Raw genomic sequence first — 25,742 nt, 5'->3', positions numbered from 1 at the left:
CCCGCCAGACCCCGAGCACGGCCCGGGGCTTGTTGGGGGTACCGGTCGGACAGGTCCGCCGCGGCCGGATTGACGTTGGCGGGCGGACCGCCGTACCGTCCACAGCGTCAGTCAACTCAACAGCCGCATGAACCCGTGCGGGAGAGTCCCGGGCCAGGTAGACGAACTCTGGACCCGGGCGCCGTAGGAGCAACTCTCCCCAAGAATCTCTCAGGCACCTTCACCGCACGGGCGAGGCATCTCTGGAGGACGTTGGGTCCAACAGAGCGGGGAGGACACCAAACGGTCAACGACGACCGGAAGGAACCTCCACACGATGGCGATCAGCGTCTTCGACCTGTTCAGTATCGGGATCGGCCCGTCGAGCTCCCACACCGTGGGACCGATGCGTGCCGCCCGCACCTTCGCTCGCGGCCTGGCCGACGACGGCCTGCTGGCCGCGACGGCGACCGTCCACGCCCAGCTGTTCGGCTCGCTCGGCGCGACCGGGCACGGTCACGGCAGCAACAAGGCCGTCCTGATCGGCCTCGAGGGCGCCGACCCCGAGACCGTCGTCACGCACTCGGTCGATGCCCGGGTCGAGACGATCCGTGAGCGCGGCCGGATCGTGCTGGCCGGCGAGCACGAGATCGCGTTCGACGAGAACACCGATCTGGTCATGCACCGCCGCAAGGCCCTCCCGTACCACCCGAACGGGATGATCTTCAGCGCCCGCGACGCGACCGGCGCAGTACTGCGGGAGCGGACGTACTACTCGGTCGGAGGCGGATTCGTCGTCGACGAGAACGCCGCGGCGGGTGACCGGATCGTGCTGGACACGACCCCGCTGAAATACCCGTTCACAACCGGCGCGGAGCTGCTCGACCGCTGCCGCGAGTCGCAGCTGTCGATCAGCGAGGTGATGCTCGCGAACGAGCTGGCCTGGCGGACCGAGGACGAGATCCGCGACGGCCTGCTGCGGATCTGGCAGGTCATGCAGGACTGCGTCCGCGAGGGCTGCGAGACCGAGGGCATCCTGCCCGGCGGGCTGACGGTACCGCGCCGGGCGCATGCCCTGCACAAGAAACTCAGCCAGGACCCGTGGTCGGTGGATCCGCTCAAGGTGATGGACTGGGTCAACCTGTTCGCTCTCGCGGTCAACGAGCAGAACGCGTCCGGCGGCCGGATCGTCACCGCGCCGACGAACGGTGCCGCGGGCATCATTCCCGCCGTACTGCACTACTACCGGCGGTTCGTGCCGGGAGCGACCGAGGACGGCGCCGTACGGTTCCTGCTGACCGCCGGCGCCATCGGCGTGCTCTACAAGGAGAACGCGTCGATCTCCGGCGCCGAGGTCGGCTGCCAGGGCGAGGTCGGATCCGCCTGCTCGATGGCCGCTGCCGGTCTGTGCGAGGTCCTCGGCGGTACGCCGCAACAGGTCGAGAACGCCGCCGAGATCGCGATGGAGCACAACCTCGGGCTGACCTGTGACCCGGTCGGCGGCCTGGTCCAGATCCCGTGCATCGAGCGGAACGCGATGGCGTCGGTCAAGGCGATCAACGCGGCCCGGATGGCGATGCACGGTGACGGCGTCCATGTGGTCACGCTCGACAAGGTCATCAAGACCATGCGTGAGACCGGTGCCGACATGAAGATCAAGTACAAGGAGACGTCCCGCGGCGGCCTTGCCGTCAACGTCATCGAGTGCTGATCGCCGTTCTCCTCACCACGGAACGGTGCCGTGCAGACTCAGGTACTCCGCGGTCGGGCCGGTCTGATCGATCTGCGCGAGCCGGACGATGATCTCCGCGCCCTCCTCGACGGTCTGGTAGCCGCTGTGGCCGTTGAAGTCGGTCGCGGTGTAGCCCGGGTCGACGGTGTTGATCCGCAGGTTCGGCAGCTGCCGCGCGTACTGCACCGTCAGCATGTTGAGCGCTGCCTTCGAAGAGCCGTACGCCGGAGCGGGCACCCAGACGGGCACGTTGCTCGCCACGTCCGGATCCACCGCGGTGGCGATCGAGCCGAGACCGCTGGAGACGTTCACGATGACCGGGTTGTCGCTGCGCTCGAGCAGCGGCAGGAAGCGGTGGATCATTCGCACCGGGCCGTACACGTTCAGCTCGAAGACCTCCCGGAAGACGTCGGCGGTCAGCTCCCGGATCTCCTTGCGCGGACCGGGGATACCGGCGTTGTTGATCAGCACGTCGAGTGAATCCAGCTGTTGCGCGGCCGCGTCGACGGACTCGTCGCTCGTGACGTCCAACTGCACGTACTGCGCTCCGAGGTCCGCGGCTGCCTGCTTGCCGCGTTCAGGGTCGCGGGCGCCGAGGTAGACGGTGTGTCCCGCCGCGATCAGCTGCCTGGCGGTTTCGTATCCGAGGCCTCTGTTCGCCCCGGTGATGAGTGTCGTGGTCATGCCTTCACCCTCCCGCCGGGGGGATCGTGCAGGTAGTACCCGCAATGTCCTAGGGAATGGCAGTACCAGGCTGCGGCGGAATCAACGCGGAATACTAGGGGTATGGCTGAGCTCGGTAGGACGCTGCACGCCTGGCGCGATCGCGTGACCCCGGAGCAGGTCGGACTGCCGGCTGGTGGAAAGCGGCGCGCGCCGGGGCTGCGGCGCGAGGAGCTGGCCCAGCTCGCCGGGCTGTCGGTCGACTACATCGTCCGGCTCGAGCAGGGCCGGTCGGACTCACCGTCCGCGCAGGTGCTCACCGCGCTGGCCCGGGCGCTCCGGCTGTCCGATGCCGAGCGCAACCATCTGTTCCTGCTAGCGGGCGAGGTCGAGCCGTCGCCCGGCCGGCTGTCGGCGTACATCCCGCCCGGTGTGCAGCGGATCGTCGACCAGCTCGACGGCGCACCGCTGTGCGTGTGCGACGCCGCCTGGACGATCATCACCTGGAACCCGCTGTTCGCCGCCGTGATCGGCGATCCATCGGAGTGGCGTGGGCGGGACCGCAACATCATCTACCGCCACTTCGTCGCGCCCGGCGATCGCGTCGTACAGACACCCGAGCAGCAGCGGGACTTCCGGACCGCGATGGTGACGGATCTGCGGGCGTCGCTCGCCCGCTACCCGCACGACCCCGATCTCCGGGCGCTGATCGACGAGCTTCGCGCTCGGCGCAAGGACTTCGCGCGACTCTGGGAGCGGCCGGTGGTCGGCTTCCACCGGTCCGAGCGAAAGACGATCCGGCATCCCGAGGTCGGTGCGTTCACGATCGACTGCGACGTGCTTGCGGTCCCGGGCAGCGATCTGCGCATGGTCGTGTACACGGCCGCGCCGAATACGGAGGCGGCCGAAAAGCTCCGGCTGCTGTCGGTCATCGGCCTGCAGGCGCTGACCTGAGCAGTCAGCTAACGCACTGCATTCCTACGGTCGCGTAGGCGGTTCGGAATTACTGGAATATGAAGTTCTTTCGTTCAATTTCTTCCAAGGGCTGTTTGAATCGGCTCTTCGACCGATAATCTGCGGGCCTTGTGAAGCCCATCTCTGCCACGGCCTCCCGCCGCCCGCCCTGGCAGAACCCGCGGCGCCGTCGTCAGGCCGCCGCCGGCGCGGGCCTGGTGCTGCTCGGCTGCCTCGTGCTCGGACTGCTCTCGTTCTGGAGCCGTGGTCCGCAGCCTGCCAGTCCGGTCGCCGGGATCGAGCCCGGCCGGCCGACGCAGAACCTCCCGGCGATCCCGCGCACCGCGGCGCCGTCGACGGGTACGACGCCCAGCGCCGTACCGACGCAGTTGCCGACAGCAACCAAGCCGGGCGAGATCCAGTTGCCGACCGGTCTCACGACCACGGGCTATCCCGCGATCACCGCCGGTACGCCGACCCCCCAGATCCTGGAGACGACCGGGCCGACGACGGTGGTGACCGAGCGGCCCCCGACTGTGCCGCCGACCGTGCCCCCGACGGCGGCGACCACGCTGCCGAGCGCCCACCCGACCACCGTGCCCAGCGAGCGACCGACGACGTCCACCCCGACCGAGCCGCCGCCGACCAGCAGCACCCCGACCAGCCCACCCGATCACCCGGGTGGTGGCGGCCTCGGCGGTCTCCTCGGCGGTCTCCTGGACAAGCTGGGGCTGTAGGGTCAGTAGGCCTCGACCTCGGTCGTGTCGGCGTTGCCGCCGGGCGTGGGCTGGAGGTTCACCTGCCAGCCCTGGTTGCGGCCGAAGGTCTGGTCGAACTTCTTGAAGGCGCAGTCGGCGCGAAACTTGCGCTTGTCCGGGTCCCAGTCGGTGCCGCTCTTGAAGTAGAGGTGGTAGGCGCCGCCGATCTCCTTCACGGCGGTGGACTTGGTCGCCCGGATATAGATCATGACCTGCGGGCGGCTGGGCGGCTGGCCGTCGGTGACGATCGAGACCGCGACGTCCTTCGCCGTGCCGTTGGTGATCTTGAGCTGTCCGGTGCCGCCCGGACCCCGCTGTACCAGGACGTCGCCGCTGTCCGGGCGTACCTGCTTCGGTGCGGGGCCGGGGTCGGGCAGCGTCTTGCCGAAGGTCAGCTTGAGCTGTTGCAGCAGCGTGAGCGCGGAGCTGAGATTGGTGCGCAGTTGACGCTGGACGTTCTGCGAGGTGTACGCGACACCTCCGCACCGCGCGTCGTCCTCGGTCTCGTCCGCCAGGCCGGTCAGCTGGGTAGCGGCCACGCCGATGCGCACCTGCAGCAACGAGTGTGCTGCGTCGAGTCGCGGTGTCACCTTGATCGCGGCCAGCCGTACCGAGACCGTGTTGAGTGTCTCCGCCAGCGTATTCATGGCGTCACTCAGTCCCTCGGCGGTGCGGACGCGCGTCAGCCGTGAGGCCGGTGCGGCCAGCACCTGGTCGATCCGGGTCAGTTCGGCCTGGTACGCCGCCGTACCCAACGGCCCCGCCGGCGGAACGGACGACGCCGGCGCCGGTGCAGCACTGGCCGGAGCCGACGACGGAGCAGTCGGCGAAGGCCCCGGCTTCGCGGCGCACCCCGCCAGCAGTCCCACCCCGACACAGAGCGCAGCCCAGCGCCTCATCCCCAACCCCCCAGCAGCCCCTCACCCCTGAAGCAGCCAGGGTACCCGTCAGTCCCTGGGGGCGGGACGAACGAACGGGAACGCCAACGTACTTCGAATGTTCTGGCCGGTCAGCATCATCATCACCCGGTCGACACCGATGCCGAGACCGCCGGTCGGCGGCATCGCGTACTCGAGTGCCGACAGGAAGTCCTCGTCCAGCGACATCGCCTCGGGATCGCCCGCGGCCGCCTTCAGCGACTGCTCGGTCAGGCGCCGGCGCTGCTCGACCGGGTCGACCAGCTCGGAGTACGCCGTACCGATCTCCGCGCCGAAGGCAACCAGGTCCCAGCGCTCGGCCAGCCGCGGATCTGAGCGGTGGTTGCGGGTCAGCGGCGAGGTCTCCAGCGGGAAGTCGGTGTAGAACGTCGGGAACGTCGTGTTCGGCTCGACGAGCTCGTCGTACAGCTCCAGCACCAGCTCACCGGCCGACATCTCGAACGTCGTGTGTACGCCGTGCTCCGCGCAGATCTCCCGCAGTCGCTCGACCGGGGTGCTCGCATCGACGTCCGCACCGGCTGCCTGGCCGACGGCATCGTGGACGGTGACGACCGGCCATTCGCCGGAGATGTCGATCTCGCCGTCGGCCCGGCGTACCACCGGCTTGCCGAAGACCGCGGTCGCGGCCTCGATCAGCAGCTCACGGGTCAGTTCGCGCATCACGTGGTAGTCGGCGTACGGCTGGTAGGCCTCGACCGAGGTGAACTCCGGATTGTGGGTCGCGTCCGCGCCCTCGTTGCGGAAGTTCCGGTTCAGCTCGAAGATCTTGCCCATCCCGCCGACGCTGAGTCGCTTCAGGAACAGCTCCGGGGCGATCCGGAGAAACAGTTCGGTGTCGTAGGCGTTGATGTGGGTGACGAACGGCCGCGCGTTCGCGCCGCCGTGCACCGCCTGCAGCATCGGCGTCTCGACCTCGATGAACCCGCGCGTCTCGAAGCCGTTGCGGATCGCCCGTACGGCGGCGCTGCGCTGCTGCATCATCCGCAGCGAGTCCGGGTTCATGACCAGGTCGATGTGCCGCTGCCGCACCCGCGCCTCGGGGTCGGTGAAGCCCTTCCGCTTGTCCGGCAACGGATGCAGGCACTTCGCCGCCATCATCCACGACGTCGCCGCGATCGACAGCTCACCGCGCCGGCTCGTCACCACCTCGCCGGTCACGCTGACGTGGTCGCCGATGTCGACGAGCCGGCGCCACTGCTCGAGCGGTACGTCGCCGCACGCCTCGGCCGTGAACATCACCTGCAGCTGGGTCAATCCGTCCTGCAACTGCGCGAACGCGAGCCCGCCGTGGCTCCGCATCCGCATCACGCGCCCGGTCACCGACACCAGGTGATGGGTGTGGTGATCCGGCGGCAGGTTCGGGTACAGCTCCCGCACCCGCTCGAGTGTCTCGGTCCGCGGCACGCTCACCGGGTACGGATCGATGCCCGCGGCAACGAGTTCGGTCAGTTTGGTCCGCCGGATCTGCTCCTGCTCGGTCAACCTGCGCTCCGGCAACGCCGGCCGTAGCAGTTCCTCTTCCTGTGCGCGTACCGCGGTCGCGAACGCACGCCCGTCTGCGGCCATGATCGCGTGCCGCTCGGCCGCTTCGACGGTGTCGACGCGGGTCCACGGCCGGGGCGCGGGCAGGAAGCCCTCCGCCGTACCGGCCGCCAGCACGACCTGTGCGAGCGACGCACCCCGTGAGTAGCACATCAGCCGCGGCGACCAGCGCGGTAGGTACTTCTCGTTCGACTGATACAGACTCTCCAGCTGCCAGAAGCGAGAGGCGCCGGTGAGCAGCGCGTTGGTCAGGCGCAGTACCGGACCGGCGCCGACCCGCTCCGCATCGCTGAAGATCTCCCGGAACATCGCGAAGTTCAGCGAGATCCGGTGTACGCCGAGATCGTGGGCCGCCTCGATCAGCGAGGTGACCATGAACTCCATCAACCCGTTCGCGGACTCCGGGTCGCGCCGCATCAGGTCCAGCGACACACCACGCACGCCCCACGGGACGAACGACAACAGACCGCGGACGACGCCGTCCGCATCCCGCGCGATGACCATCACGCACCGCGCATCGGCCGGATCGCCGAGCCGTCCGAGCGCCATCGAGAACCCACGCTCGGTCCGCGCGCCCCGCCACCGCTCGGCCAGCTGCACGTACTGCGACAACGTCTCCGGCGACAGATCCCCGTGCCGCACAACCTCCGCGTGGTACCCGGCCCGCTGTACGCGCGTCACCGCCTGCCGCACCGGGCGCATCGTCCGGCCTTCGAGTGTGAAGTCCGCGACATCGATGATCGCCTCGTCGCCCATCGACAACGCGCGCAGACCCGCGTCGACGTACGCCTGGGCCGCCTCCTCGCTCGCGGACAGGACGGCGGGGGACCAGCCGTACAGCCGGGCCTCGGCGAGCCAGCGCTGGATCGCGGCCGGCCAGGCGACCGGATCGCCCAGTGGATCACCGCTCGCGAGACTGACGCCGTTGACCACCCGGTAGGCGATCGCGGCGTCGTTGTCCGGCGAGAAGACCACCGCCTTGTCGCGGCGGGTCGCGAAGTACCCGAGCGAGTCGCGCTCTCCGTGCAGCAGCAGGAGTCGTCGTACTTCGAGCTCCTCGGCCTGGGTCAGGTACCGGACGCGCTGGACCGAGCGGAGGAAGATCCAGAACGCGATCACCAGCGAGGCCGCGGAGATCGCGCCGACCGTCAGGCCGACCCAGCCGTGCCCTTCGTGCCCGCCGAGCTTGCTCCGGGACTGGCCGAGGGCGGCGATGATCGCCCAGCCGATCTTCTGTCGCTGACCCTCCAGCGTCCGCGGGAAGATCTGGGTGAGCGTGATGCTGACCGCGATCGAGATCAGCATGCCGAAGACCAGCGCGCCGACCGCGAGCCGGCGCGTCCCGGGTGCGAGGCGGGCCGGGAAAGCACCGCGGATCTTCCACAACAACACGATGATCGCGGCGACGACGACCCATTGGACGATGGCCCACTCGACGTCCGCGACCGTGGTGCGGTCCAGGTCGGACAGCCACTCGGCGCCGCCGGGACTGCTCAGGCGAACGAAGCTGAACGCGATGTAGGTGGTCAGGCCGAGGAGCCACAGCGCTTCGAAGACCCACAGCACCCAGAGCAGCGCGGCTCGCTTACCGCGCAGCAAGGCGCTGCCGACCACCGCGAGGTAGACGGCGGAGAAGAACGTGTGGCCGGCCGGGATGCCGACGAAATCGAACGCCATGTCCACGTGTTTGACGAGGACCGGCGCTCCGATGTGCAACGGGATGGCAACGAAGGACCACACCGAGGCGAGCACAACGGCGCGGCCGACCCAGACCGCGGCTCGGTGCTGCCACACCGGTATCGCTACTGCTTGTTCCGACCGCACCAGCCGATCATCCCATTAGTTCGCTGAGACTTCGGTCGACCTAGCACTACCTCGACCCTACCCCTGACGCCACAGCCGATACTTTGGTTGTCATGCCACGCTGACTGGCATGGACTCCGTCCCGTACCGTCCGGTCCGCAACCTGCTGCTGGCCGCGGCCGCGCTCTACTGCAGCCTGTTGCTGGAGGCGGCGGCCGGGTTCCCGTTGAACGTCCATACGTCGTTCCTCAGCGAGCTCAGCGCCCGGGACCAGTCGACCAGCCTGTACGGCCGGGCGATGGACCTGTCGAGCAGCGTGCTGACACTGCTCGCCGTCGTCCTGGCCCGCCGGAGTCGTGAGCTGAGATGGCTGCTGATCAGCACGGCGGTCTTCGCAGTCGGGACGATGTTCGACTCGTTCTCGCCGATGGACTGCGCGCCGTCGGCGAGTGCCGCGTGCCGTGCGAGCGAGGCGAACGGGCAGGCCGGTGCCGCGTTGGTGTTACACGAGGCCACCTCGACCATGGCCGGCGCCGGCACGATTGCCATGGCCGTCTTCGCTCTGATGGCACTGCGCCGCCGTGGCTGGGGCGGTTGGTTGAGCAAACTGCTCGCCGTACTGGCTGGTGGAGTCCTGGTCACGCAGGTCTGGCTCGGGTCGGTGGTCGCATACGAGACGCTGAGTGGCCAGGAGGTAACTGCGCCGGGCATCCTGCAACGCGCTTCTACCGTGCTGTTCTGCTTAATGTTGGGGACTTTGCTACCAGGTCTGAGGCAAGCTTTGTCTCGATGAGCGTGATCTGGATCGTGGTGCCCGGCCTGGCGGAGACTCCGGAGGAGTTCGGCCGGGTCGTCGAGCTGTTGCCGGACGAGGATGTCCGCGTGATCGACCCGTGGCTCACGCCGATCACATCGGATGTGGATGCGTTGCGCGCGGCTGCCGACGTACCGTCCAACGCGGAGATCGGATTGATCGGGCACTCGATCGGCGGACTCGCCGTACTGCGGTGGGCGCTGACCCGGCCGCTCGAGGTGACCCGGCTGGTGCTGGTCGACACCAGTCTGACCTCGGAGACGGGATGGCGTGCGTTCTACCCGGGCACGCGTGGTGACCGGGCGGTGCGGGCGCTGGCGCGGTTCCTCGGGCGGCTCGGCCTGCCGAGCGTCATCGGCACCGGACTGCGCCGGCTCAGCGTCCGCGTCGGCAGCATGTCGAACCACGAGCTGTTGTCGAAGGCAACGGCAAGGAGCAGGTACGGCGCGGACTCGTCGTGGTTGCTGTTCTGGGACGAGTTGGCGGGCAGCTGGGAGCTGGCCGCCGAAGTGCAGAAGCTGGTCGCGGGACCGGTCGGCGCGCTGGCTCCGACGACGCTGCTCGTCGCCACCGGTGGCAGCTCCCGCTTCACCGCCACCCGCTGGCTCGCGGGCCAGCGCCGCCTGGCCGACAAGCTCGGCGGCACTGTCGAGGTGCTGCCCGACTCGGCCCACCTGGTCCACCTCGACCGCCCGGACGCGGTCGCCGCCGCCGTACTGCGGTAAACCCCTTCCACTCCGCGGACCGGATGCTCTACGCTCATTCTACTGAAACAGTCGTGGCAGTAACGATCCGTGGCGGATGTGCGCAATGAGCGATCAGATGCAGGTGAGCCGCAGTCTGCGGTGGCGGTGGTTCCTCGACGACGTGCGGGAACACTCGCGCCTGATCTGGCGGCTCTACGCCAGCCGCATGTACACGTGGGACAGGCGATGATCGTCATCACCTGCTCGGTGTGTGACCGGCGATCGCTGCTGCCGCTCACGATGGTGAACGGGTTGGATCGCCGGATCGACCTGGCGGGGCACGTGTTGTACGAGCTCACCTACACCTGTTGGTGTGGTGCGCCCGGGGCGAAGGTAGTGAAGGGGCCTAGGTAGTGCTGGTCATGGCGGGGGTGGGGAGCTTGCGCTGCCACACCTCGTCCAGGGCCATGCGCATCGCGCCGGTGACTACGGCGTCCTCGGCCAGCGCGGACAGCTCCAGCTTCGGGTGGTTGAGGGTCAGTAGGCGCAGCTGGTCGGAGATCGCATCGAGCAGTACGGCGCCGGCGCGCGCGACACCGCCGCCGATGACCACGGCGGTCGGGTCCAGCACCAGGATGGACGGAGCCAGAGCGCGCGCGAACGATCGCGCGACCTGCTGTACGACGGCCTGCGCGACCGGGTCACGATCCGCCGCAGCCGCGAACACGTCCGCGGTGTCGAGCTGGTCACCGCCCAGCTCGGCCAGACGCGACTCCGGGTGGTCCAGCGCGGCCTGACGTCCGAGTGCTGCGATCGCCTCCGAGCCAACGGCACGCTCGAGCGGTCCGCGGCTGTCCTCGGGGTTGATCACGTCATCCGGACCTGTGGCGATGAAGCCGATCTCGCCGGCCGCTCCGGTGCCCCGGTGCAGCCGGCCGTCGATCACGATGCCGGCGCCGAGCCGTTCACCCCACTGGACGGCCAGCAGCGTGCCAGTGCCGCCTCGCGCGGCAGCGATCGCGAGCGCGGCCAGGTTGGCGTCGTTGTCCAGCATGACCGGGCAGTCGAGCAGCCCGCGCACGTGCTTGATCAGGTCGATCGCCGACCAGCCCGGCACGCTGGGGACAAGCTGGACCCGTCCGGTGTGCTCGTCGACGATGCCAGGGCTCGCAGCGACCGCAGCGGCCACATCCTCGGCCGGCACCTCGGCCTCCGCGAGCGCCTCGGTGATCACCTCACCGATGACGCCGAGCAGCTCCTGCGCGGTCCAGCCCGGTCCGGAGCGGCGTACCAAGGACAGCTTGCGGCCGGCCAGGTCGGAGACGCCGACGGTCACGCGGTGCGGGCCTACATCGAGGCCGAGCACGGGCGCGGCGCGGCCGCGCAGCGAGACGCGGATCGCCGGACGACCCAGTGATCGGTCCGCGGAATCAGGGCCGTGCTGCTGCAGCCAACCGGCGTCGAGCAGCTCGTCGACAGCCTGTGCGACCGTCGGCCTGGCCAGACCGGTCCGCTCGACCAGTTCAGCGACGCGCAACGGTGCCGGCGCGGATCGTCGGACCGCATCCAGGACCGAGGCGACATTGATCCGCCGCAGCATCGTCGTACCGCCGCCGCCGACCGTTCCCTTGCTCATGTCCGACCCCTTGCCTGCCACTCGCACAGTATAGATAGCGAGCGTTCGTAAATACTGTCCACTGGCCGCGTCGGGTGGCGGATGCCGATGCGTGAGTCGACAACTATCACCCAACAGGTGCCAGATGTTCCAGCACACGCATCGCTGCCCGGAATCGGGTCGGCTCCAGGCTCAGCCCTGGAGTGCGGTGCGGGCGAAACTGCTCAGTGCCTCCCGATCCGGTTGCTGGGTCTTGGTCATCAGACTCGCCACGTGCTTCTCCACCGTCCGCGGCGAGATGTGCAGCCGGGACGCGATCGACTTGTTCCCGATCCGGTCCACCAGCAGCTGGCAGACCTCGAACTCACGGGTGGTGATCCCGAGCTGCCGCAGATGCGCCGGCACCTGCTCCGAGCCGTTCCGGCGCTGTGACACGGTCGCACCGAGCTGCCGCATCAGACTGCGGCAGGCACTCGCCACGGGCGAGATGCCCGCGGTGTGGAAGTAGTCCTCCGCCAGCCGCAACCAGCCGACCGGATCACCCCAGCCGTCCGCGTGGGCAGGCTCGGCGACCAGGCGCAGACCGAGGTGCCGCGCCATCGGGAACAGCGACGCGGTCTCCGTCGCTTCCTGCACCTTGGCGTTGGCCGCTTCGACCCGACCGTCCCGGCCGAGCAGTACGGCCTCTGCGAGCTGGACGAACTGCTTGTTCCACCGCATCCCGCTCGCAGCGGTCGCGGTGACCGCCTCGAAGTGCGCCCAGCCGTTGCGGCCGGACAGTACGCCGAGCAGCAGCGCCAGGCCGTTCTTCCCGGAGAGCTGGAAGGTGGTCGGGTTCTGCGCGTCGTACGCGAGCGCCTGCGCCAACTCGGAGTCGGCGAGCTCCCGGTTCTCCTCCAGGAGTGCGCAGAACGTCCGGGCCAATCCGTACGAGTACGGCAACTCGTACGACGCCCGTTCGCCGCCCCAGTTCGCGATCTCGGCCAGCGTCGCCTCCATCGCCGGCCGGCGGCCCTGGTGCGCCTCCAGGATCGCCTTCGTGGCCAGGAAGAACGTCGCCGACCGGCCGAGCCGCATCCGCCGGGTGACTTCGACGCACTCGTCGATGATCTCGGCGGCCCGCGAGTACTGGGACTGCAGGATCAGTTGCTGGCCGAGCATGCCGTCCACGTCGTAGACCAGCGAGATGGCGCCGATGCGGAGCGCCTGCTGCCGGGACCGCTCCAGCTCGACGATGCTTCCGTCGGCGAGGTAGAGGCTGACCGCCTGGAGGATGTGCGAGGTGACCCGCTGGAGCGCCATCCCGTGGTCCTCGGCGATCTGCCGGGCCCGATGGAAGTAGTCGATCGACCGGTCGAGGTCGTGCTCGCGGGCCAGGATGCCCAGCAGCTGCAGGGCTTCGCAGGCCACCTCGGGCAGCTCGGCGCGTTCGGCCGCCGCGGCGGCGCGGGTGGCCAGCTCGGTGGCCGCCTTCAGCCGGCCGGGGTTCGTCCGGGCGAACTCGAGGTTGGCGGCGACCACGTCGATCGGCGCGAGGTCGGCGTCGCCGGCGTCGCTGCCGAGTAGCGACCGGGCGGTCGCGACATGCTGGAGCGCGGCCGCCCAACGGCCGGCGACCATCTCGGCGTCCGCGAGCTTGACGTGCAGCGCGGCGACCTTGCGGCTGTCGAGATTGCGGTCGGCCAGTTCGTCGACGGTCGCGGTGTGGACGGCCAGCTGCTCGAAGCCGCCGGTCGCGGTGAGTGCGAGCAGCAGGGCACCGAGCACATCGGCCCGGTGGCCGATGTCGGGATCGGCTGCCAGCAGGGTGTTCGCGCGGTCCAGCAGATTGGCCGCCGAGCCGGTAGAGCCGTCGTCGAACGATCGTCGTCCGGCGAGGGCGAACAACTGGCCGGCGCGGATGGTGTCGCCACCGGACTCGGCGAGTTCGGCGACCATCGGGCACCATTCGCCGGGCAGTCCCGGATGCAGTTCCTCGACGGCGTCCGCGCACCGGCGGGCCATGGCGGAGCGTTCGGTCGGCGTCAGCCCGGCGAGCAGCGATTCGGCGGTCAGTGGATGCCGGAACGCGTACCAGTCCGGCGCCGGCTCGTCCGGACCGACCAGCTGGGCGGCCACGCCGGCCCGCAGTGTGGCCAGCAGCAACCGTTCGTCGGTCCCGGTCGCCGCGCGGACGATGCTCAGCGGGAACCGGTGCCCGATGACCGCGGCCAGCACGAGGATGTCCCGCGACTGCGGCCCGAGCTGCGCGGTCCGGCTGCTGATACTGCGTACCACCGCGGCCGGGACGATCGTGTGCAGGTCGTCGACGACCTCCACGCTGCCGTCCGGCCCGGACACCAGCTGCCCGCTGCGGTTCGCCTCCTGCAGCAATTCCTCAACGATGAAAGGGATTCCGGCGCTGTCGTTCCACAGCTGGTCCGTCAGCTGTTCCGGTACGTTGTCGGCCGGAACCTCCAGGCAGCCCGCGGCGAGTTCGGCGACCTCGCTCCGCTCCAGCGGTGGCAGCTCGACCAGTTCGGCGATCCCTCGCTGTGCCGACAACCGTGCCAGTTCGTACGCCGGACACGTCTCGGCGCGCATCGTCGCGACGAGCGCGATCGGCTGCTCGTCAAGGTTGTCGAGCAGGTACTCGATCACGGCCAGCGTCTCCGGGTCGGAGCCGTGCAGATCCTCGAGAACCAGGAGGCAGCCGCGGTCCCTGCCGACCAGGGCCAGCAGTCGCAGTACTGCCTCTCCGAGCACGACCGGTGACGCAGCGGTGTCGTGTGCGGTGCCGTCGTCCCAGTCCGGAACGAGGCGGCCGAGCACGTGCCGGTACGGGCCGAGACCTTCGGTCGTGGGCATCTCACCGCGCCGGATCAACGACAGAAGCGCCTCCGTGAACGGGCGGAAGGCAACCATCGTGCCGATCGCCCCGACCCGTCCGCGCAGTGTCGTCATCCCCGCATCGAGGGCCTGCGTGGTGGCGGTCGCGGCCAGCCGGCTCTTCCCGATGCCGGGTTCGCCGACGAGGAAGATCGCACCACCCCGTCCGCCGCGGGCTCCGGCCAGCAGGCGGTGAAGGCTCTCGATCTCCCGCGCTCTGCCGACCACGGTAGGCGAACGGGTCTGCATGATTGCCAACTGTAACTACTGATGCTTGTCGCCGCAGGAGCCCGACCGAGGACCGGCCGCCCGCAACGGGCGGCCGGTCACTCCATCAAACGTTCGCTGCTGCCGGCAAGCTGCTTACCCGCCGACGACCCACGGGCTGCCGTTGGGCACGGCGATGGCAGCCGCCATCGTGCTCACGCCGATGACGCCGATCAGGCCCATCACCCGGGCGACGACGCGGTACCGCTTCGGCATCGTGATCGGGTCGGTGTGGTCCGGCGCAGTGAAGTGCTCGTCTGCCGGAGTTTCGTGCTGAACATCGTGGTGCTGGGCGGTCATGCTGCTCTCCTGTCACAGTGTGGGCTTTGGCGCTGTGCCACACCTCGACCCGGCGGTTGGTTCGAGCAACAGGACGGACGGAACCCGTTCGGGGTACGCAAGACGAAGCAGCCCGTACCCGATCCCTGCCAGGCCGGTCAGCAGGCCTGGAGACGGTACGGCGCGTGGTGTTCCGCACTGCGGTCCGTACTGCTGTACTGCCGCGAGCACCAACCCGGCACGACGTCGCCGTGCCGCCTCTGCAGTTGGGTACTCACGTGCGGCGAGCCACATCAGTGACTCCACCGCGCCGAGCTCGCCGTGGCACAGACTGAGGTCGGCGAGCACCGGGCGTTCTGCCGCGGCCCTCAGATAGCTGTCGAGATCCGCTGGTACTCCGGCCGCCGCCCGGGCGAGCGCTGTCCCGGCGTCGCCCGAACACCAGCCGTGGCCGGCGGGTGCGTTCCGCCGGTCCAGGTCGGCTGCCGTCCGGGCGGCATCCAGGTACCTGTCTCCAGGTACGCCGTACTGCCCGAGGGTCCATGCGATTCCCTGGAAGCCGCGAGCGAAGCCGTGTTCCGCTGCTACCCGGCCACGGAGGCCGCTCTCGACTGTGGTGACCAGGTGATCCGCGTACCGCTCGGCCAGTCGGCCGGCGGCCGGAAGTCCTGTTATTGCTTGCATCGCGGCCAGTCCGCCGGCCGCGCCTTCGACGTACGACGGGAACTCGGTGGGGTCCGTCGTGAGCTGCTCGGTGAGCTCCAGCGACGCTGCCAGCCAGCTGGTCAGCCCGGAGTCTCCGAGCAGGGTGGACAGCCGGTGGAGGCCGTAGCTGATACCGCCGAGGCCGTGGAAGCCTGGTCCGACGAAGTGAGCCGACTCCAGGTCACCGGCCAGCGCTTCGAGCAGCAGCGGGATCGGACGGATCGCGTCGCGGGCCAACTCGTAGTACTTGCCGGCTCCGGTGAGTGCGCCGACCTGTGCGAGGAACAGCGCCGCACCGGTGTAACCGTTGGACAGGCCGGCGCCCATGGGACGCACAGCCCAGTGGTGGTCGTCGAGCAGTTCGAGACCGAGCCAGTTGGCCGCGCCGCCGGTTTCACCGATCACCTGCGCGACGATCTCGTCGGCGATGTCGGTAGCCGCGGCGAGGAGCTGATCGGGGTCGGCTTCGGTCGTGCCGACATGTTGCCTCGTCCTCGTACTGGCGTGCTTGATCGGCTCCGGACGGGTGGCCAGCGACGCGGAGATCAGCCAGGTCTGCCGATGCTCGTCCACGTCGCTGAGGCTTGCGATCTTCGCCTCGACCGCCGCGAGCCCTGTCATTGCGAGGACATCGGCGATCCGGGTGCCGTCCGACGCCCACACGTCGGTGCTGTCCGGGCGAGCAGTGAACAGCGGTACGTCGCCTGCCCACAGGTCGGCGAGCTCCTGCGGGACGATCGCGTGCAGCGACTCGTCCGCGTCCCACAGCAGGTCCAGCAGCTGACTCCGGCCGGCCGCGTCACGCAGTGCGTCCGGGTGGGTCGACTCGTCCAGCAGACCCTTGTACAGCGACGTGCTGCGCGGCACGAACCGGAGTTCGTCCGAGGCGCACTGCGTCAGCATTCCGTCCGGTCCGAGGAACTCCTCGCGGTGCCGGGCGATCGCCTCATACGCGGCCCGAAACCCTGTCAGCACAGCGATTTCGTGCTCGCGCGGCTCGATCGTCGCACCGTCCAGCATCGGCCGGTTGGCGGCGATGGGCGTCTGTCCGGGACGACGTACCAGGTGCATCGAGTCCAGTCCGGCGTCGGCCCAGTCGACCACGCTCATCGGCGCGGTCGACCCACCGCCGAGACCGGACACATCCGCGACGCCGAACTCTCCTGGCACGAGCAGCGGCAGGAGCGCCGTGCGGTACACCGAGGCAACCAGTGCGCGGTCGGCCGGATCGTGGCTCGACGCCGTCGCCGGGAGGCGACTGGGGTGGAACAGCGTCTCGACGTCTACCAGCACCGGTTGGTCGCCGGCAGCGATCAGGTTCTCGAAGTGCATGTCGGTGCCGTCGAGCACGTACAGCAACGCCAGCAGAGCACCTTGTCGCTGGTAGAACCGACGTACGCCGGCGAAGTCCGCGCACGGCTCGTGCACGACATACTCGAGCCAGCCGTAACCGTCCCGGGTCAGCAGGCGGGCCGTGCGGATGTCCACTGCGGTCTTTGCGTTCAGCCAGTCCACGAAGGCGTTGAAGTGCTGGTGGAGCTCCAGGGACCGGGGCTTGTAGACCAGCCGCCGGCCGTCCGCGAAGGTGAGGATCGCGGTGCACCGACCGCCCCGATGGGGATCGCCTCCGGGGTCGATCGAGGTCAGCGTGCCGGGGTCGCGGCCGTCGAGCAGTCCGGTGACGAGTGACTCACGGTCCTCGGCGAGTCGGGCCAGCAGCTCGAGGTGACCCTCGACGCCCTGTCGGCACGACTCGCCCAGAACCCGGGCCAGCACCGGATACGCGGCCAGGAACTCCGCCAGCTCGCTCCCTCCCACGAGCCGGTGGGTGAAGTCGAGGAACCTTGCGGCCGGGGTGTCGCCGGCCAGCTCGCCGCGGTCCCTGGCCCGGGCGAGCTCCAGGACCAGCGTGCGGGCGGCCAGCTTCACCAGGCGGAGTCCTAACCGCTGCAGGAATTGCTCGGCGAGTACGCCGGTGTGCCCGGCTGCGGCCAGATCCCGGCGAGCCGAGTCCAGCAGCGGTTCCAGGCAACGCATGAGCGCCTGCCGCCAGTCCGTGCCGGACCCATCCGTTGCCGCGGCCGCTCCACCTGACGTGTAGCCGCCAATGACACCGGTCCCTGCAGGGTCTCGACCGGCGGCAGGCGCGCTCGGTGGGAGAGAGGTACTGCGCTCCACGTACTCGGCCCAGGCCGGCGCGGAGTGGGTCAACTCGTGCGGTCGAACGCCCGCCGACCACCAGCTCTTGCGCTGGTTGATCCGGGCCGTTCCCGCGGTCGCTGAGTTGAGCACGGGCTCAGGCTGCCATCGGGGGCAGGGCCCGGGCATGGGTACTCAGCCCCCATATTCTTGGCCGTTCCGGGTCGGCGTAGCTGAGTGTCGATCGGTGTCTGCCGCGGGGTGACGACTGGGGGGTTGACGACCCCGCGACAGCGGACCGGGCCGGCCGGCCCTTGGTGGAAGGCCGTCGGCACGCCGGGAACGATGCCCGTGGCGGAGCGGGCCGGGCAAGGGCTCCGAACCCCCATTTTCGGGTGTCGGCGGGCCCGTCGAGGATGGGGGCACGCCGCCCGGAACTTGGGTGCGGAATCCCCATGCGTGAACCGTGTCCGCACTGTCACGGTGGGCGCGTGCTCACTGTCGCTCCCGGACTTCCCGTCTCAGCCCACTCTGTGCTGGACGTTGTACCGCAGCTGCCCGGTCAGTCGGCTGCGGCCGCGCTCCGGGAAACGGCGGAGGTAGCACTCGCTGCCGACGACCTCGGATACCGCCGGTTCTGGCTAGGAGAGCAGCACGGTGTCCGAGGCGTCGGCGGGGCAGCACCGGCAGTACTCGCGGCAGTGCTGGCCGCTCGGACCGACCGGATCCGCCTGGGGGCCGGCGGGGTCCTACTGACCAACCATCAACCGCTGGTCGTCGCGGAGCAGTTCGCCGCACTCGCAGCGGCGTACCCGAGTCGTATCGACCTTGGGGTCGAAGAGCAGCGCACGGTCGCACCTAGTACTGCGGCAGCACTCGCCGGCGGGGCACGTGACTCGTTCGCGCAGCGGCTGGACGAGCTGTGCGGGTTCTTGCGCGACGGAACGCCCGGTCGGGTGCCGGTAGGCGACGTACGGCTGTCACTGGCCGGACTGCCGCCGCCGGTGTTCGTGCTGGCCGATCACCCGCGCACTGCGGTGACCGCCGCCGTACGCGGACTGCCTCTGTTCCTGGCGCACCACTGCGCAGCAGCGGCGACGTCTGCCGCGGTCGAGGCCTACCGCGAGCACTTCCAGCCGACAGGGCCGAAGGTGCGGCCGTACCTCGCTGTCACGGCCGGCGTGGTCGCAGCTGACTCCGAGGAAGAGGCCATGGCTCGGTTCGCGGAGTACGTCCGAGTGAAGACCCGGCTGGCCGCCGCGGGACCACGTGTCACGTCGGCCGAGCTGACAGCGCTTCTGGACCCGCCGTTGACCGGTCGCGAGCGTGGCCGCGCAGAACGGCTGATGGACGACCACGGGTACGTCGTCGGCTCCCGTGCGACGGTGGCGGCCCAGTTGGGCGAACTGGTCGCGAGTACGACGGCAGACGAGGTCATGCTGGTCCCACTGGCCTTCGACGGACTGATCCGCTCGGCCATCCTCCGCACCGTCGCAGCCGGCCTGACCCGCATCGTCCGTACCGTCCCGAGGAGCGCACCCCCGCTGATAGCCACCGCCTAATCTGGGTACTGCGAACCAGACGAGAGGCGGATCCATGTCATCGGAGCGGGAAGTCGTCGAGGCGTGTCCGACCGAGTTGTTCATCGGTGGCAAGTGGGTAGCGGCCGACGGCGGCGAGACCCTCGCCGTCGAAGACCCGGCCACCGGTGCGACGCTCTGCGACGTGGCGGATGCCAGTCCGGCCGACGGCAAGGCAGCGCTCGACGCAGCGGTTGCTGCGCAGGCGGAGTGGGCCGCCACGCCACCCCGTGAGCGCGGCGAGATCCTGCGCCGTACCTATGAGCTGATGACCGAGCGGGCCGACGACCTCGCGCTGCTGATGACGCTCGAGATGGGCAAGCCGGTCGCCGAGTCCAAGGGCGAGATCGCTTACGCAGCTGAGTTCTTCCGGTGGTTCGCGGAGGAAGCGGTCCGGATCGAGGGCGGGTACCAGATCGCACCGAACGGCTCAGGCCGCTTCCTGCTGATGCGCCAGCCGGTCGGGCCGTGCCTGCTGATCACCCCGTGGAACTTCCCGGCGGCGATGGGTGCGCGCAAGATCGGACCGGCTGTCGCCGCCGGCTGCACGATGGTGATCAAGCCGGCCGCACAGACGCCGCTGTCGATGCTCAAGCTGGCCGAGTTGATGACCGAGGCCGGTCTCCCGGCAGGGGTGCTGAACGTTGTCACCACCAACGATGCGGGCGGCGTGATGGAGCCGCTGATCCGCGACGGCCGGGCCCGCAAGCTGTCCTTCACCGGTTCGACCTCGGTCGGCCGCAAGCTGATCGAGCAGGCGGCCGACCAGGTACTGCGGACGAGCATGGAGCTCGGCGGGAACGCGCCGCTGCTGGTGTTCGAGGACGCCGACCTGGACAAGGCGGTCGACGGCGCGATGCTGGCCAAGATGCGCAACGGCGGCGAGGCCTGTACGTCGGCCAACCGGATCTACGTGCACTCGGCCGTGATGGAAGAGTTCTCGTCCCGGCTGACCGAGCGGATGACTGCGCTCAAGGTCGGCCGCGGTACGGAGGCCGGTGTCGACGTCGGTCCGCTGATCGACGGCAAGCAACGGGACAAGGTCGCCGACCTGGTCGCCGACGCGATCGCCCAGGGTGCGCGTCCGCTGACCGGTGGCTCCGTTGCTGAGGGCAACGGATACTTCTTCCAGCCGACCGTGCTGGCCGACGTACCGGTCACTGCGCGGCTGCAGAAGGAGGAGATCTTCGGACCGGTCGCGCCGCTGACCGCGTTCGAGACCGAGGACGAGGCCGTGCGGATGGCGAACGACACGGAGTTCGGTCTGGTCTCCTACTTGTTCACCAAGGACCTGAGCCGCGCCCTCCGGGTCTCCGAACGCCTCGAGGCCGGAATGATCGGCCTCAACCAGGGCATCGTCTCCAACCCGGCCGCCCCCTTCGGCGGCGTAAAACAATCCGGCCTCGGCCGCGAAGGCGGCACAGTAGGAATCGACGAATACCTGGAACTCAAGTACGTCGCCGTCAGTCTCTAGGCCGAACTGGGCCAGCTGTAATGTTTCCAGGCAGTGGCGATGGTGATGTCGTAGCCGTCGAAGAACTCTTCGCGTCCGCGGTCCTGGGTCTCGACATGCTCGGGTTGCTGGTGCCACGCCTCGATCGCTTCGCGGGACTCGAACCGGGCGACGGCCAACTCGCTGCCGTCCTCTCCGGCGAAACCCTCGATCCCGGCGAACCCGGGCATCGCCGAGACCAGCTCGAGCATCCGCTCGAAAGCCTTCTGGTACGCGTCCTGATCGATGCCGGGTTTGGTGCGGATGTGGAACAACACGATCTCCATTGCGTTCACCTTCTCGGTGGTTGCTCTATGTTGCCTGTGGCGTCGAGAGAGCGGTCGGCGGCCACACGTCGCTCCCGAAGAAGTCCGCGGGCCGGGCGTAACCAGTGGTGCGGAACAGCGACGCCGACTCCTCGGAGAGCATGATCTGACCGGCGCCCCGCTCTGCGTCGGTCAGCGAGATCGTGGCGCCTGTCCCGCGGGCGAACCGCAGATCCAGCTGGCCGGACCGGAACTCGGCATGGTCGAGCCGCATCGTCGCGTCGTCCCACTCGGCCCGGCTCAGATCGATGACGCGATCGACGATCGCGTGGTCGAAGGCAATCGGTCCACGGAACGTCGCCTGCTGGAACGCGACCTTGCCGGCGCTCTGACTCTCGGCGAAGTCTGTCCACGCGAAGGACAGGCCCGGGCCCGTCACATCGGCATCGGTGAAGCTGAGCTCGGCCTGGTCACGGATCGTCGCGTGGTCGAAGGTGACGGCGCAGCCGGGACCGAACTTCGCGGCCCGGAACGAGACCGCACCGGCCTCGAATCGTGCGTGGTCGAAGCAGACCCGCCCCCTGGTGAACTCCGCTTCGTCGAAGTTGATACGACACTCCGTCCCGAAGGTTGCGCCGCGGAAGGTGACGTTGGCGCCGGCGAACTTCGTGCCGGCGAACGAGACGGTCTCGTCCAGCCAGGGCTCGATGTCCGGACCGGAGACAGCGAACGTCGCGCCGTCGAAGCTGAACGAACCCCCGGTCAGATCGAGACCGTGGAAGTCGGCCTCCACCACAGCGATGTTCGACAGGTCGAAGTCGTGGCCGGACCAGCTGACCCGCGCGTCGGAACGGAGATGGTCGATGATGACGCGGAGAGCCGCCGCTCGGGACGGCGACGAGGATTGTCGCGACGAGGAGAGCCGCGCATGTGCGCAGATGACATCGATACAAGCCTGTCGCTGATGCCGGGACTCGTCCGCGAGTTGCGCGATCGCAAGCAGGCCGGACAACCGGATCGTTTCGTTCCGGTGTCCAAGTTGTGCGGCCGCATTCTCGAAGCGTTCGATCAGACGATCCGCGACGCCGAGTCTGTAGGTGGCGATGGTGTAGGCCAGACCGCCGGCCCCGGCGAGCGCCGTCAGCGTGGCGATAACGCCGGATCTGGTGTCGGCCACCGCCTTGAGGCGGTCGGTCTCGCTCAGCCGGCCGCTCTGGACCAGCAGGGTAGGGACCGGCCAGATGGCGATGATCACCAGGATGGTGAGCAGCAGGATCCAGACCGTCGGGTACCGCGAGATGGCGGTAGCGACCTTCTGCCATCTCGGACGGATCGGGCTGCTCACGGCCATACCTCGCTGGTGAGGTCGGTCAGAATGCCAGTGCGCTTGACGGCCGCGACGTACCTGCGGCATTCGATGCTGAAGTCGGACCGGCGCATGTGCAGCTCTTCCACCTGAGGACCGCGCGGGAAGAGTTCTTGGGCGAGCAGCAGCGGTTGCTGTCTGTCGAGCAGCCGGCCTATCGCCTCCTCCGCCCGGGGCACGCCGTCGTCGTCCTCGAGTGTCGACCGGAGGACCTGAGCCGGTGAGGGGTCGGCACTCACAACGATGGGCATTGCTCGGGCCATGATCGCGGCGTACTTCAGTGCGTTCGGCCGTTGATCAGGATCCAGCCCGAACAACCGGCTTAGTGCCCGTGCGCGCACGTCGACGTAGAACTGCAACGTGTATTCATCTGGCGCCGGACCAGCGAGATGGAACAGATAGGCGTGCAGCACCGCCTTGCCGTACGACGCCGCGGCGCGCGGGTAGTCACCGATCGTCCAGCAATAGTCGGCCCGGACTCGGTGGAGGTTGCTGATCAGTTCGTCGTCCGGGGCGGACTGCGGCTCGTCGCCGGGTTGCGCGAAGGCCGCCGCCTTCTCCCACGGGAGCTGCACAGCGGTCAGCTCACCGCACTCCAGATGCAGATCCGCGCGCTCGTACTCGACCCAGGCGACGTCCCACGGGTCGGCGAGCGCCGCGGCTGCCTGGACGTAGCACGGGTCCGCCTGTGATCTGTCGGTGGGCGGGTAGCGCCACGTGTGAGCGGTGAACAAGGCAAGCAGACCGGCCAGTCGCTGTTGCCGCTCACTGAGCGATCCAGCCGGCTTGCTGGTCAGGCCGCACACGTCCTCGACCATTGCCAACGCGTCGCGAATACCCTGCCAATCGGCGTCGGCCGGTTTCACCGAGCGTGGTGGGTACTCCCGGAGTACCAGCCGCAAGGAATCGTAGAGAACGCCGAGTTCCGGCCAGTACGTCTGCTTGATTCGCTTGTCGCCGCGATGTACGGCGAGCTGGGCGAGGTCGGTCAGGTATTCATCGCAGAAGTCGAAATGGATGTAGTTCGCCCACCACCAGTGCGCTTCCGCGAACACGGTGGCGAACTCAACCAGCGCATCCTCCTTGTCGGCGCTGGTGACGGCAAGTCCGTTGTGATAAAGCCATTCCCGCTTGTAGCCCTGCCACGTGGTGTCCTCGTAAACCGAGGCGTCGGAGTAGGTGGCTGTCGACGACTTGTATTCCAGAACCTGCTGCCGGTAATACTCGGCGGCCTTCCGATTCAGGTCGGTGAAAAGGTCGCTGTGGAGCCTCGTCATGCGGTCCAGAATCGCGTTTCTGATGTAGGAGTGGAGCCGCAACGAGTGCCGTGGGGCTTCGCTCGAGTCATCCGCGGACACGTCTTCGACAAGCAGCGACATCTTTCCCAGGTCTTCGAAGATCGCGGCTTGTTCATCGGCGCTCAGCGACTGACCGTCGAGAAGGTGCCGCAGCAGGTCGGCATCGAAGGTCCTCGGGACCGCCGCGGCCCATAGTGCCGTTCGCAGCACCGGCCGGCCGGACCGCTCGACGAGTCGATCCACCAGTACAGCGATTCGTTCGTGCTGGGGCTCCGGCAGGTCGGTCAGTAGGGATTCGGGATTGTCCGGGCGGACGGCCCGATCGCTCCAGAGCAGTTCGTAGACCAGCGACAGGGTGGCGGGATGGCCGGCGCTCACGTCGAAGACCCGCTGCGCGAGTTGCCCCCGGACGCCCAGGCGCGCCAGCTCCTTGATGACGGTCGACTGCTCGAAGTTGTCCAGCGCGCTGACCCGGAGGCCCGAAGCGGAGGGCTGCTTGATCCGCTCGGCCAGGATGTCGTCCGAGGACTCGCCGATGATCTTCGCGTCCGGCTGCTGGGTGGCCACCACGATGGTCTTCTCGAGTTGCGGCAGGAGCGTCCCGAGCCAGTCGCCGATGTCCTGGTCGGCGATCGCGTCGGCGTTGTCGAGCAGCAGCAGCCGGATGCTGTCGCCGGTATCTGCGTTCCAGTGCCGCAAGAAGCAGTCACCGATCACCGCGGCCGCTGCCCGCCAGGCGTCCGCGAGGTCGGTCGGCCGGAGCGGAGCGCTGAGCTCTTTCATACTGTCTTCGAGCGTCGAGATCCGGGCATTGGTGACTTCGCTGTTCCGGGCGCCCATCGCCTCTCGGCGAAAATCGTCGACAGCGCCCGGCGCGTAGCAGACCAGCAGTTTCTCGAGCAATGCGCGGTACTGCTGGAAACTGCCCTGCACCGCGCCGACCGATGCGCGCGGGCCCCGCTCACCGTGATGTCCGGGATCGTAGTTCTCCAGCGACACCCGCTGGGGCTTGTGATTCTCGCGCGGCTTGGCCAGCAGATGGGCCAGAACCGTTGTCTTTCCGGCCCCTGCTACCCCCGCCAGGATGCCGATCCGTCGCTCGTTGTCGACTGTCAAGATTCCGGCCTCGATCTCGGACCGTGGCACAACAAACACAATCCCCTACCCCCCTGGTACAGGGGGCACCCGTTTTTCCGGCCCCGTGAAACCCCCCTCCCAGAATGCGCTCCGGAGTCGCGGCCGTCCAGCACCCGGGGCCTGGTCAGGAACGCCCCGTCGGTGCACGATCGAGCTATGTCCCTGCCCGGCCTGACCGCGCTGTCGCTGCGCGACGTCGACGACGCCACGCTCGCGCGATTCCACGCGGAGCTGATGGTTCCGATGTTCCCGCCGGCCGAGTTGATGACGTACGCCGAACTCCGGTCGGAGCTGGCGGATCTGGCTGCCGACGGGACGATGTTGCTCGACGATGGCCGGCCGGTCGGTGGCATCGTCACCGAGCCCTACCTCGACGGCCGGGTGCTGCTGCTCGCCTACATCGTCGTCGCCGATGCGATGCGCAGCCACGGCCTCGGCTCCGAGCTGCTCGCGACGATCGCACCGTCCAGCCCCGCTGCGAAGGGACGGCTGGTCCTGGCAGAGATCGACGATCCACGACGCCACCAGCCCGGACCGTACGGCGATCCGGCCCGCCGAATCGGTTTCTACCAACGCGAAGGATGGCGACTCCTCCCGCTCCCGTACTTCCAGCCGTCGCTCCGGCCCACGACGCCCCGGGTCGAGGGATTGCTACTGATCACGAACTCGGCGCCTGAACCCAAGGTGGACGGGTCGCTGGTGGCCGACTTCCTCGAGGAGTACTTCGCCGTCTGCGAGGGTGCTGCGCACCTGATCGGTGATCCTGACTACCAGTCGTTGCACCGCGCGGCGCAGGGTGACGACGGATCGCTGCAGCTCCGTTCGCTCTCCGACCTCAATGCCGCGCGACGGCTGCCCTGA

Annotated in this window: 19 protein-coding genes and 1 riboswitch; of the genes, 9 read left to right on the top strand and 10 right to left on the bottom strand. The window is 68.7% G+C overall.

Annotated features, from left to right (window positions below):
• The first annotated feature begins 128 nt into the window (after positions 1-128).
• Positions 129-236: riboswitch (glycine riboswitch) on the top strand.
• Between the two features lie 80 nt (positions 237-316).
• A complete protein-coding gene (locus tag EV653_RS35830) occupies positions 317-1,690 on the top strand; it encodes an L-serine ammonia-lyase (protein ID WP_134110066.1) in 1,374 nt (457 codons plus the stop codon).
• Positions 1,691-1,702: 12 nt separating this feature from the next.
• Here EV653_RS35830 and EV653_RS35825 read toward each other — a convergent pair whose 3' ends face one another.
• Positions 1,703-2,395 (bottom strand): SDR family oxidoreductase, encoded by a 693-nt coding sequence (locus tag EV653_RS35825; RefSeq protein ID WP_134110063.1) that lies wholly within the window; start codon positions 2,393-2,395, stop codon positions 1,703-1,705.
• A gap of 102 nt (positions 2,396-2,497) precedes the next feature.
• On the opposite strand from EV653_RS35825, the gene EV653_RS35820 reads away from it, so the two are divergent.
• On the top strand, positions 2,498-3,328 hold the full coding sequence (locus tag EV653_RS35820; RefSeq protein ID WP_134110059.1) for a helix-turn-helix transcriptional regulator: 831 nt from the start codon (positions 2,498-2,500) through the stop codon (positions 3,326-3,328).
• Between the two features lie 131 nt (positions 3,329-3,459).
• On the top strand, positions 3,460-4,065 hold the full coding sequence (locus EV653_RS41440) for a hypothetical protein (protein WP_166679671.1): 606 nt from the start codon (positions 3,460-3,462) through the stop codon (positions 4,063-4,065).
• Positions 4,066-4,067: 2 nt separating this feature from the next.
• Here EV653_RS41440 and EV653_RS35805 read toward each other — a convergent pair whose 3' ends face one another.
• Complete coding sequence (locus tag EV653_RS35805; RefSeq protein WP_134110053.1) at positions 4,068-4,985, bottom strand: hypothetical protein; 918 nt, start codon at positions 4,983-4,985, stop codon at positions 4,068-4,070.
• Positions 4,986-5,033: 48 nt separating this feature from the next.
• Positions 5,034-8,390 carry a bifunctional lysylphosphatidylglycerol synthetase/lysine--tRNA ligase LysX gene (lysX, locus tag EV653_RS35800; protein WP_134110049.1) on the bottom strand — a complete coding sequence of 1,119 codons (3,357 nt, stop codon included), beginning with the start codon at positions 8,388-8,390 and terminating at the stop codon, positions 5,034-5,036.
• 109 nt (positions 8,391-8,499) lie between these two features.
• Here lysX and EV653_RS35795 point away from each other — a divergent pair, with 109 nt between their 5' ends.
• The 3 genes from EV653_RS35795 to EV653_RS42540 all read left to right on the top strand — a co-directional run bounded on the left by EV653_RS35795 (position 8,500) and on the right by EV653_RS42540 (position 10,119).
• Positions 8,500-9,162: a DUF998 domain-containing protein gene (locus EV653_RS35795; protein WP_134110046.1), complete on the top strand. Its 663-nt coding sequence runs from the start codon at positions 8,500-8,502 to the stop codon at positions 9,160-9,162.
• Positions 9,159-9,908: an alpha/beta fold hydrolase gene (locus EV653_RS35790; RefSeq protein ID WP_134110043.1), complete on the top strand. Its 750-nt coding sequence runs from the start codon at positions 9,159-9,161 to the stop codon at positions 9,906-9,908. The genes EV653_RS35795 and EV653_RS35790 overlap by 4 nt, the downstream gene beginning before the upstream one ends.
• An 85-nt stretch (positions 9,909-9,993) precedes the next feature.
• On the top strand, positions 9,994-10,119 hold the full coding sequence (locus EV653_RS42540) for a hypothetical protein (protein ID WP_255511219.1): 126 nt from the start codon (positions 9,994-9,996) through the stop codon (positions 10,117-10,119).
• Positions 10,120-10,275: 156 nt separating this feature from the next.
• Here the strand turns inward: EV653_RS42540 and EV653_RS35785 are convergent, their stop codons facing one another.
• From EV653_RS35785 to EV653_RS35770, 4 genes are all read right to left on the bottom strand, one after another.
• Complete coding sequence (locus EV653_RS35785) at positions 10,276-11,505, bottom strand: ROK family transcriptional regulator (RefSeq protein WP_233714893.1); 1,230 nt, start codon at positions 11,503-11,505, stop codon at positions 10,276-10,278.
• A 171-nt stretch (positions 11,506-11,676) separates the two neighbouring features.
• On the bottom strand, positions 11,677-14,601 hold the full coding sequence (locus EV653_RS35780; RefSeq protein WP_134110040.1) for an ATP-binding protein: 2,925 nt from the start codon (positions 14,599-14,601) through the stop codon (positions 11,677-11,679).
• Between the two features lie 114 nt (positions 14,602-14,715).
• Positions 14,716-14,919 carry a hypothetical protein gene (locus EV653_RS35775; RefSeq protein ID WP_134110037.1) on the bottom strand — a complete coding sequence of 68 codons (204 nt, stop codon included), beginning with the start codon at positions 14,917-14,919 and terminating at the stop codon, positions 14,716-14,718.
• Positions 14,920-14,931: 12 nt separating this feature from the next.
• Positions 14,932-17,895 carry a type 2 lanthipeptide synthetase LanM family protein gene (locus EV653_RS35770; RefSeq protein ID WP_134110034.1) on the bottom strand — a complete coding sequence of 988 codons (2,964 nt, stop codon included), beginning with the start codon at positions 17,893-17,895 and terminating at the stop codon, positions 14,932-14,934.
• A gap of 338 nt (positions 17,896-18,233) precedes the next feature.
• On the opposite strand from EV653_RS35770, the gene EV653_RS35765 reads away from it, so the two are divergent.
• Positions 18,234-19,304: an MsnO8 family LLM class oxidoreductase gene (locus EV653_RS35765; protein ID WP_134110032.1), complete on the top strand. Its 1,071-nt coding sequence runs from the start codon at positions 18,234-18,236 to the stop codon at positions 19,302-19,304.
• Positions 19,305-19,338: 34 nt separating this feature from the next.
• A complete protein-coding gene (locus tag EV653_RS35760) occupies positions 19,339-20,796 on the top strand; it encodes an NAD-dependent succinate-semialdehyde dehydrogenase (RefSeq protein WP_134110028.1) in 1,458 nt (485 codons plus the stop codon).
• On the opposite strand, the gene EV653_RS35755 is transcribed toward EV653_RS35760, so the two are convergent.
• The 3 genes from EV653_RS35755 to EV653_RS35745 are packed head-to-tail and all read right to left on the bottom strand — an operon-like array spanning position 20,793 to position 24,890.
• On the bottom strand, positions 20,793-21,101 hold the full coding sequence (locus tag EV653_RS35755) for an antibiotic biosynthesis monooxygenase family protein (RefSeq protein WP_134110025.1): 309 nt from the start codon (positions 21,099-21,101) through the stop codon (positions 20,793-20,795). The two genes, EV653_RS35760 and EV653_RS35755, sit on opposite strands and share 4 nt — an antisense overlap.
• Positions 21,102-21,126: 25 nt before the next feature.
• Positions 21,127-22,425, bottom strand: a complete 1,299-nt coding sequence (locus EV653_RS35750) for a pentapeptide repeat-containing protein (RefSeq protein ID WP_134110022.1) — start codon at positions 22,423-22,425, stop codon at positions 21,127-21,129.
• Complete coding sequence (locus EV653_RS35745; protein ID WP_134110019.1) at positions 22,422-24,890, bottom strand: hypothetical protein; 2,469 nt, start codon at positions 24,888-24,890, stop codon at positions 22,422-22,424. The genes EV653_RS35750 and EV653_RS35745 overlap by 4 nt, the downstream gene beginning before the upstream one ends.
• A gap of 147 nt (positions 24,891-25,037) precedes the next feature.
• Between EV653_RS35745 and EV653_RS35740 the strand changes: the two genes are divergently transcribed.
• Positions 25,038-25,742 carry a GNAT family N-acetyltransferase gene (locus EV653_RS35740; RefSeq protein WP_134110016.1) on the top strand — a complete coding sequence of 235 codons (705 nt, stop codon included), beginning with the start codon at positions 25,038-25,040 and terminating at the stop codon, positions 25,740-25,742.

Source organism: Kribbella pratensis (assembly GCF_004365355.1).
Lineage (GTDB): Bacteria > Actinomycetota > Actinomycetes > Propionibacteriales > Kribbellaceae > Kribbella.
This window is presented reverse-complemented; position numbering and strand designations above follow the sequence as displayed.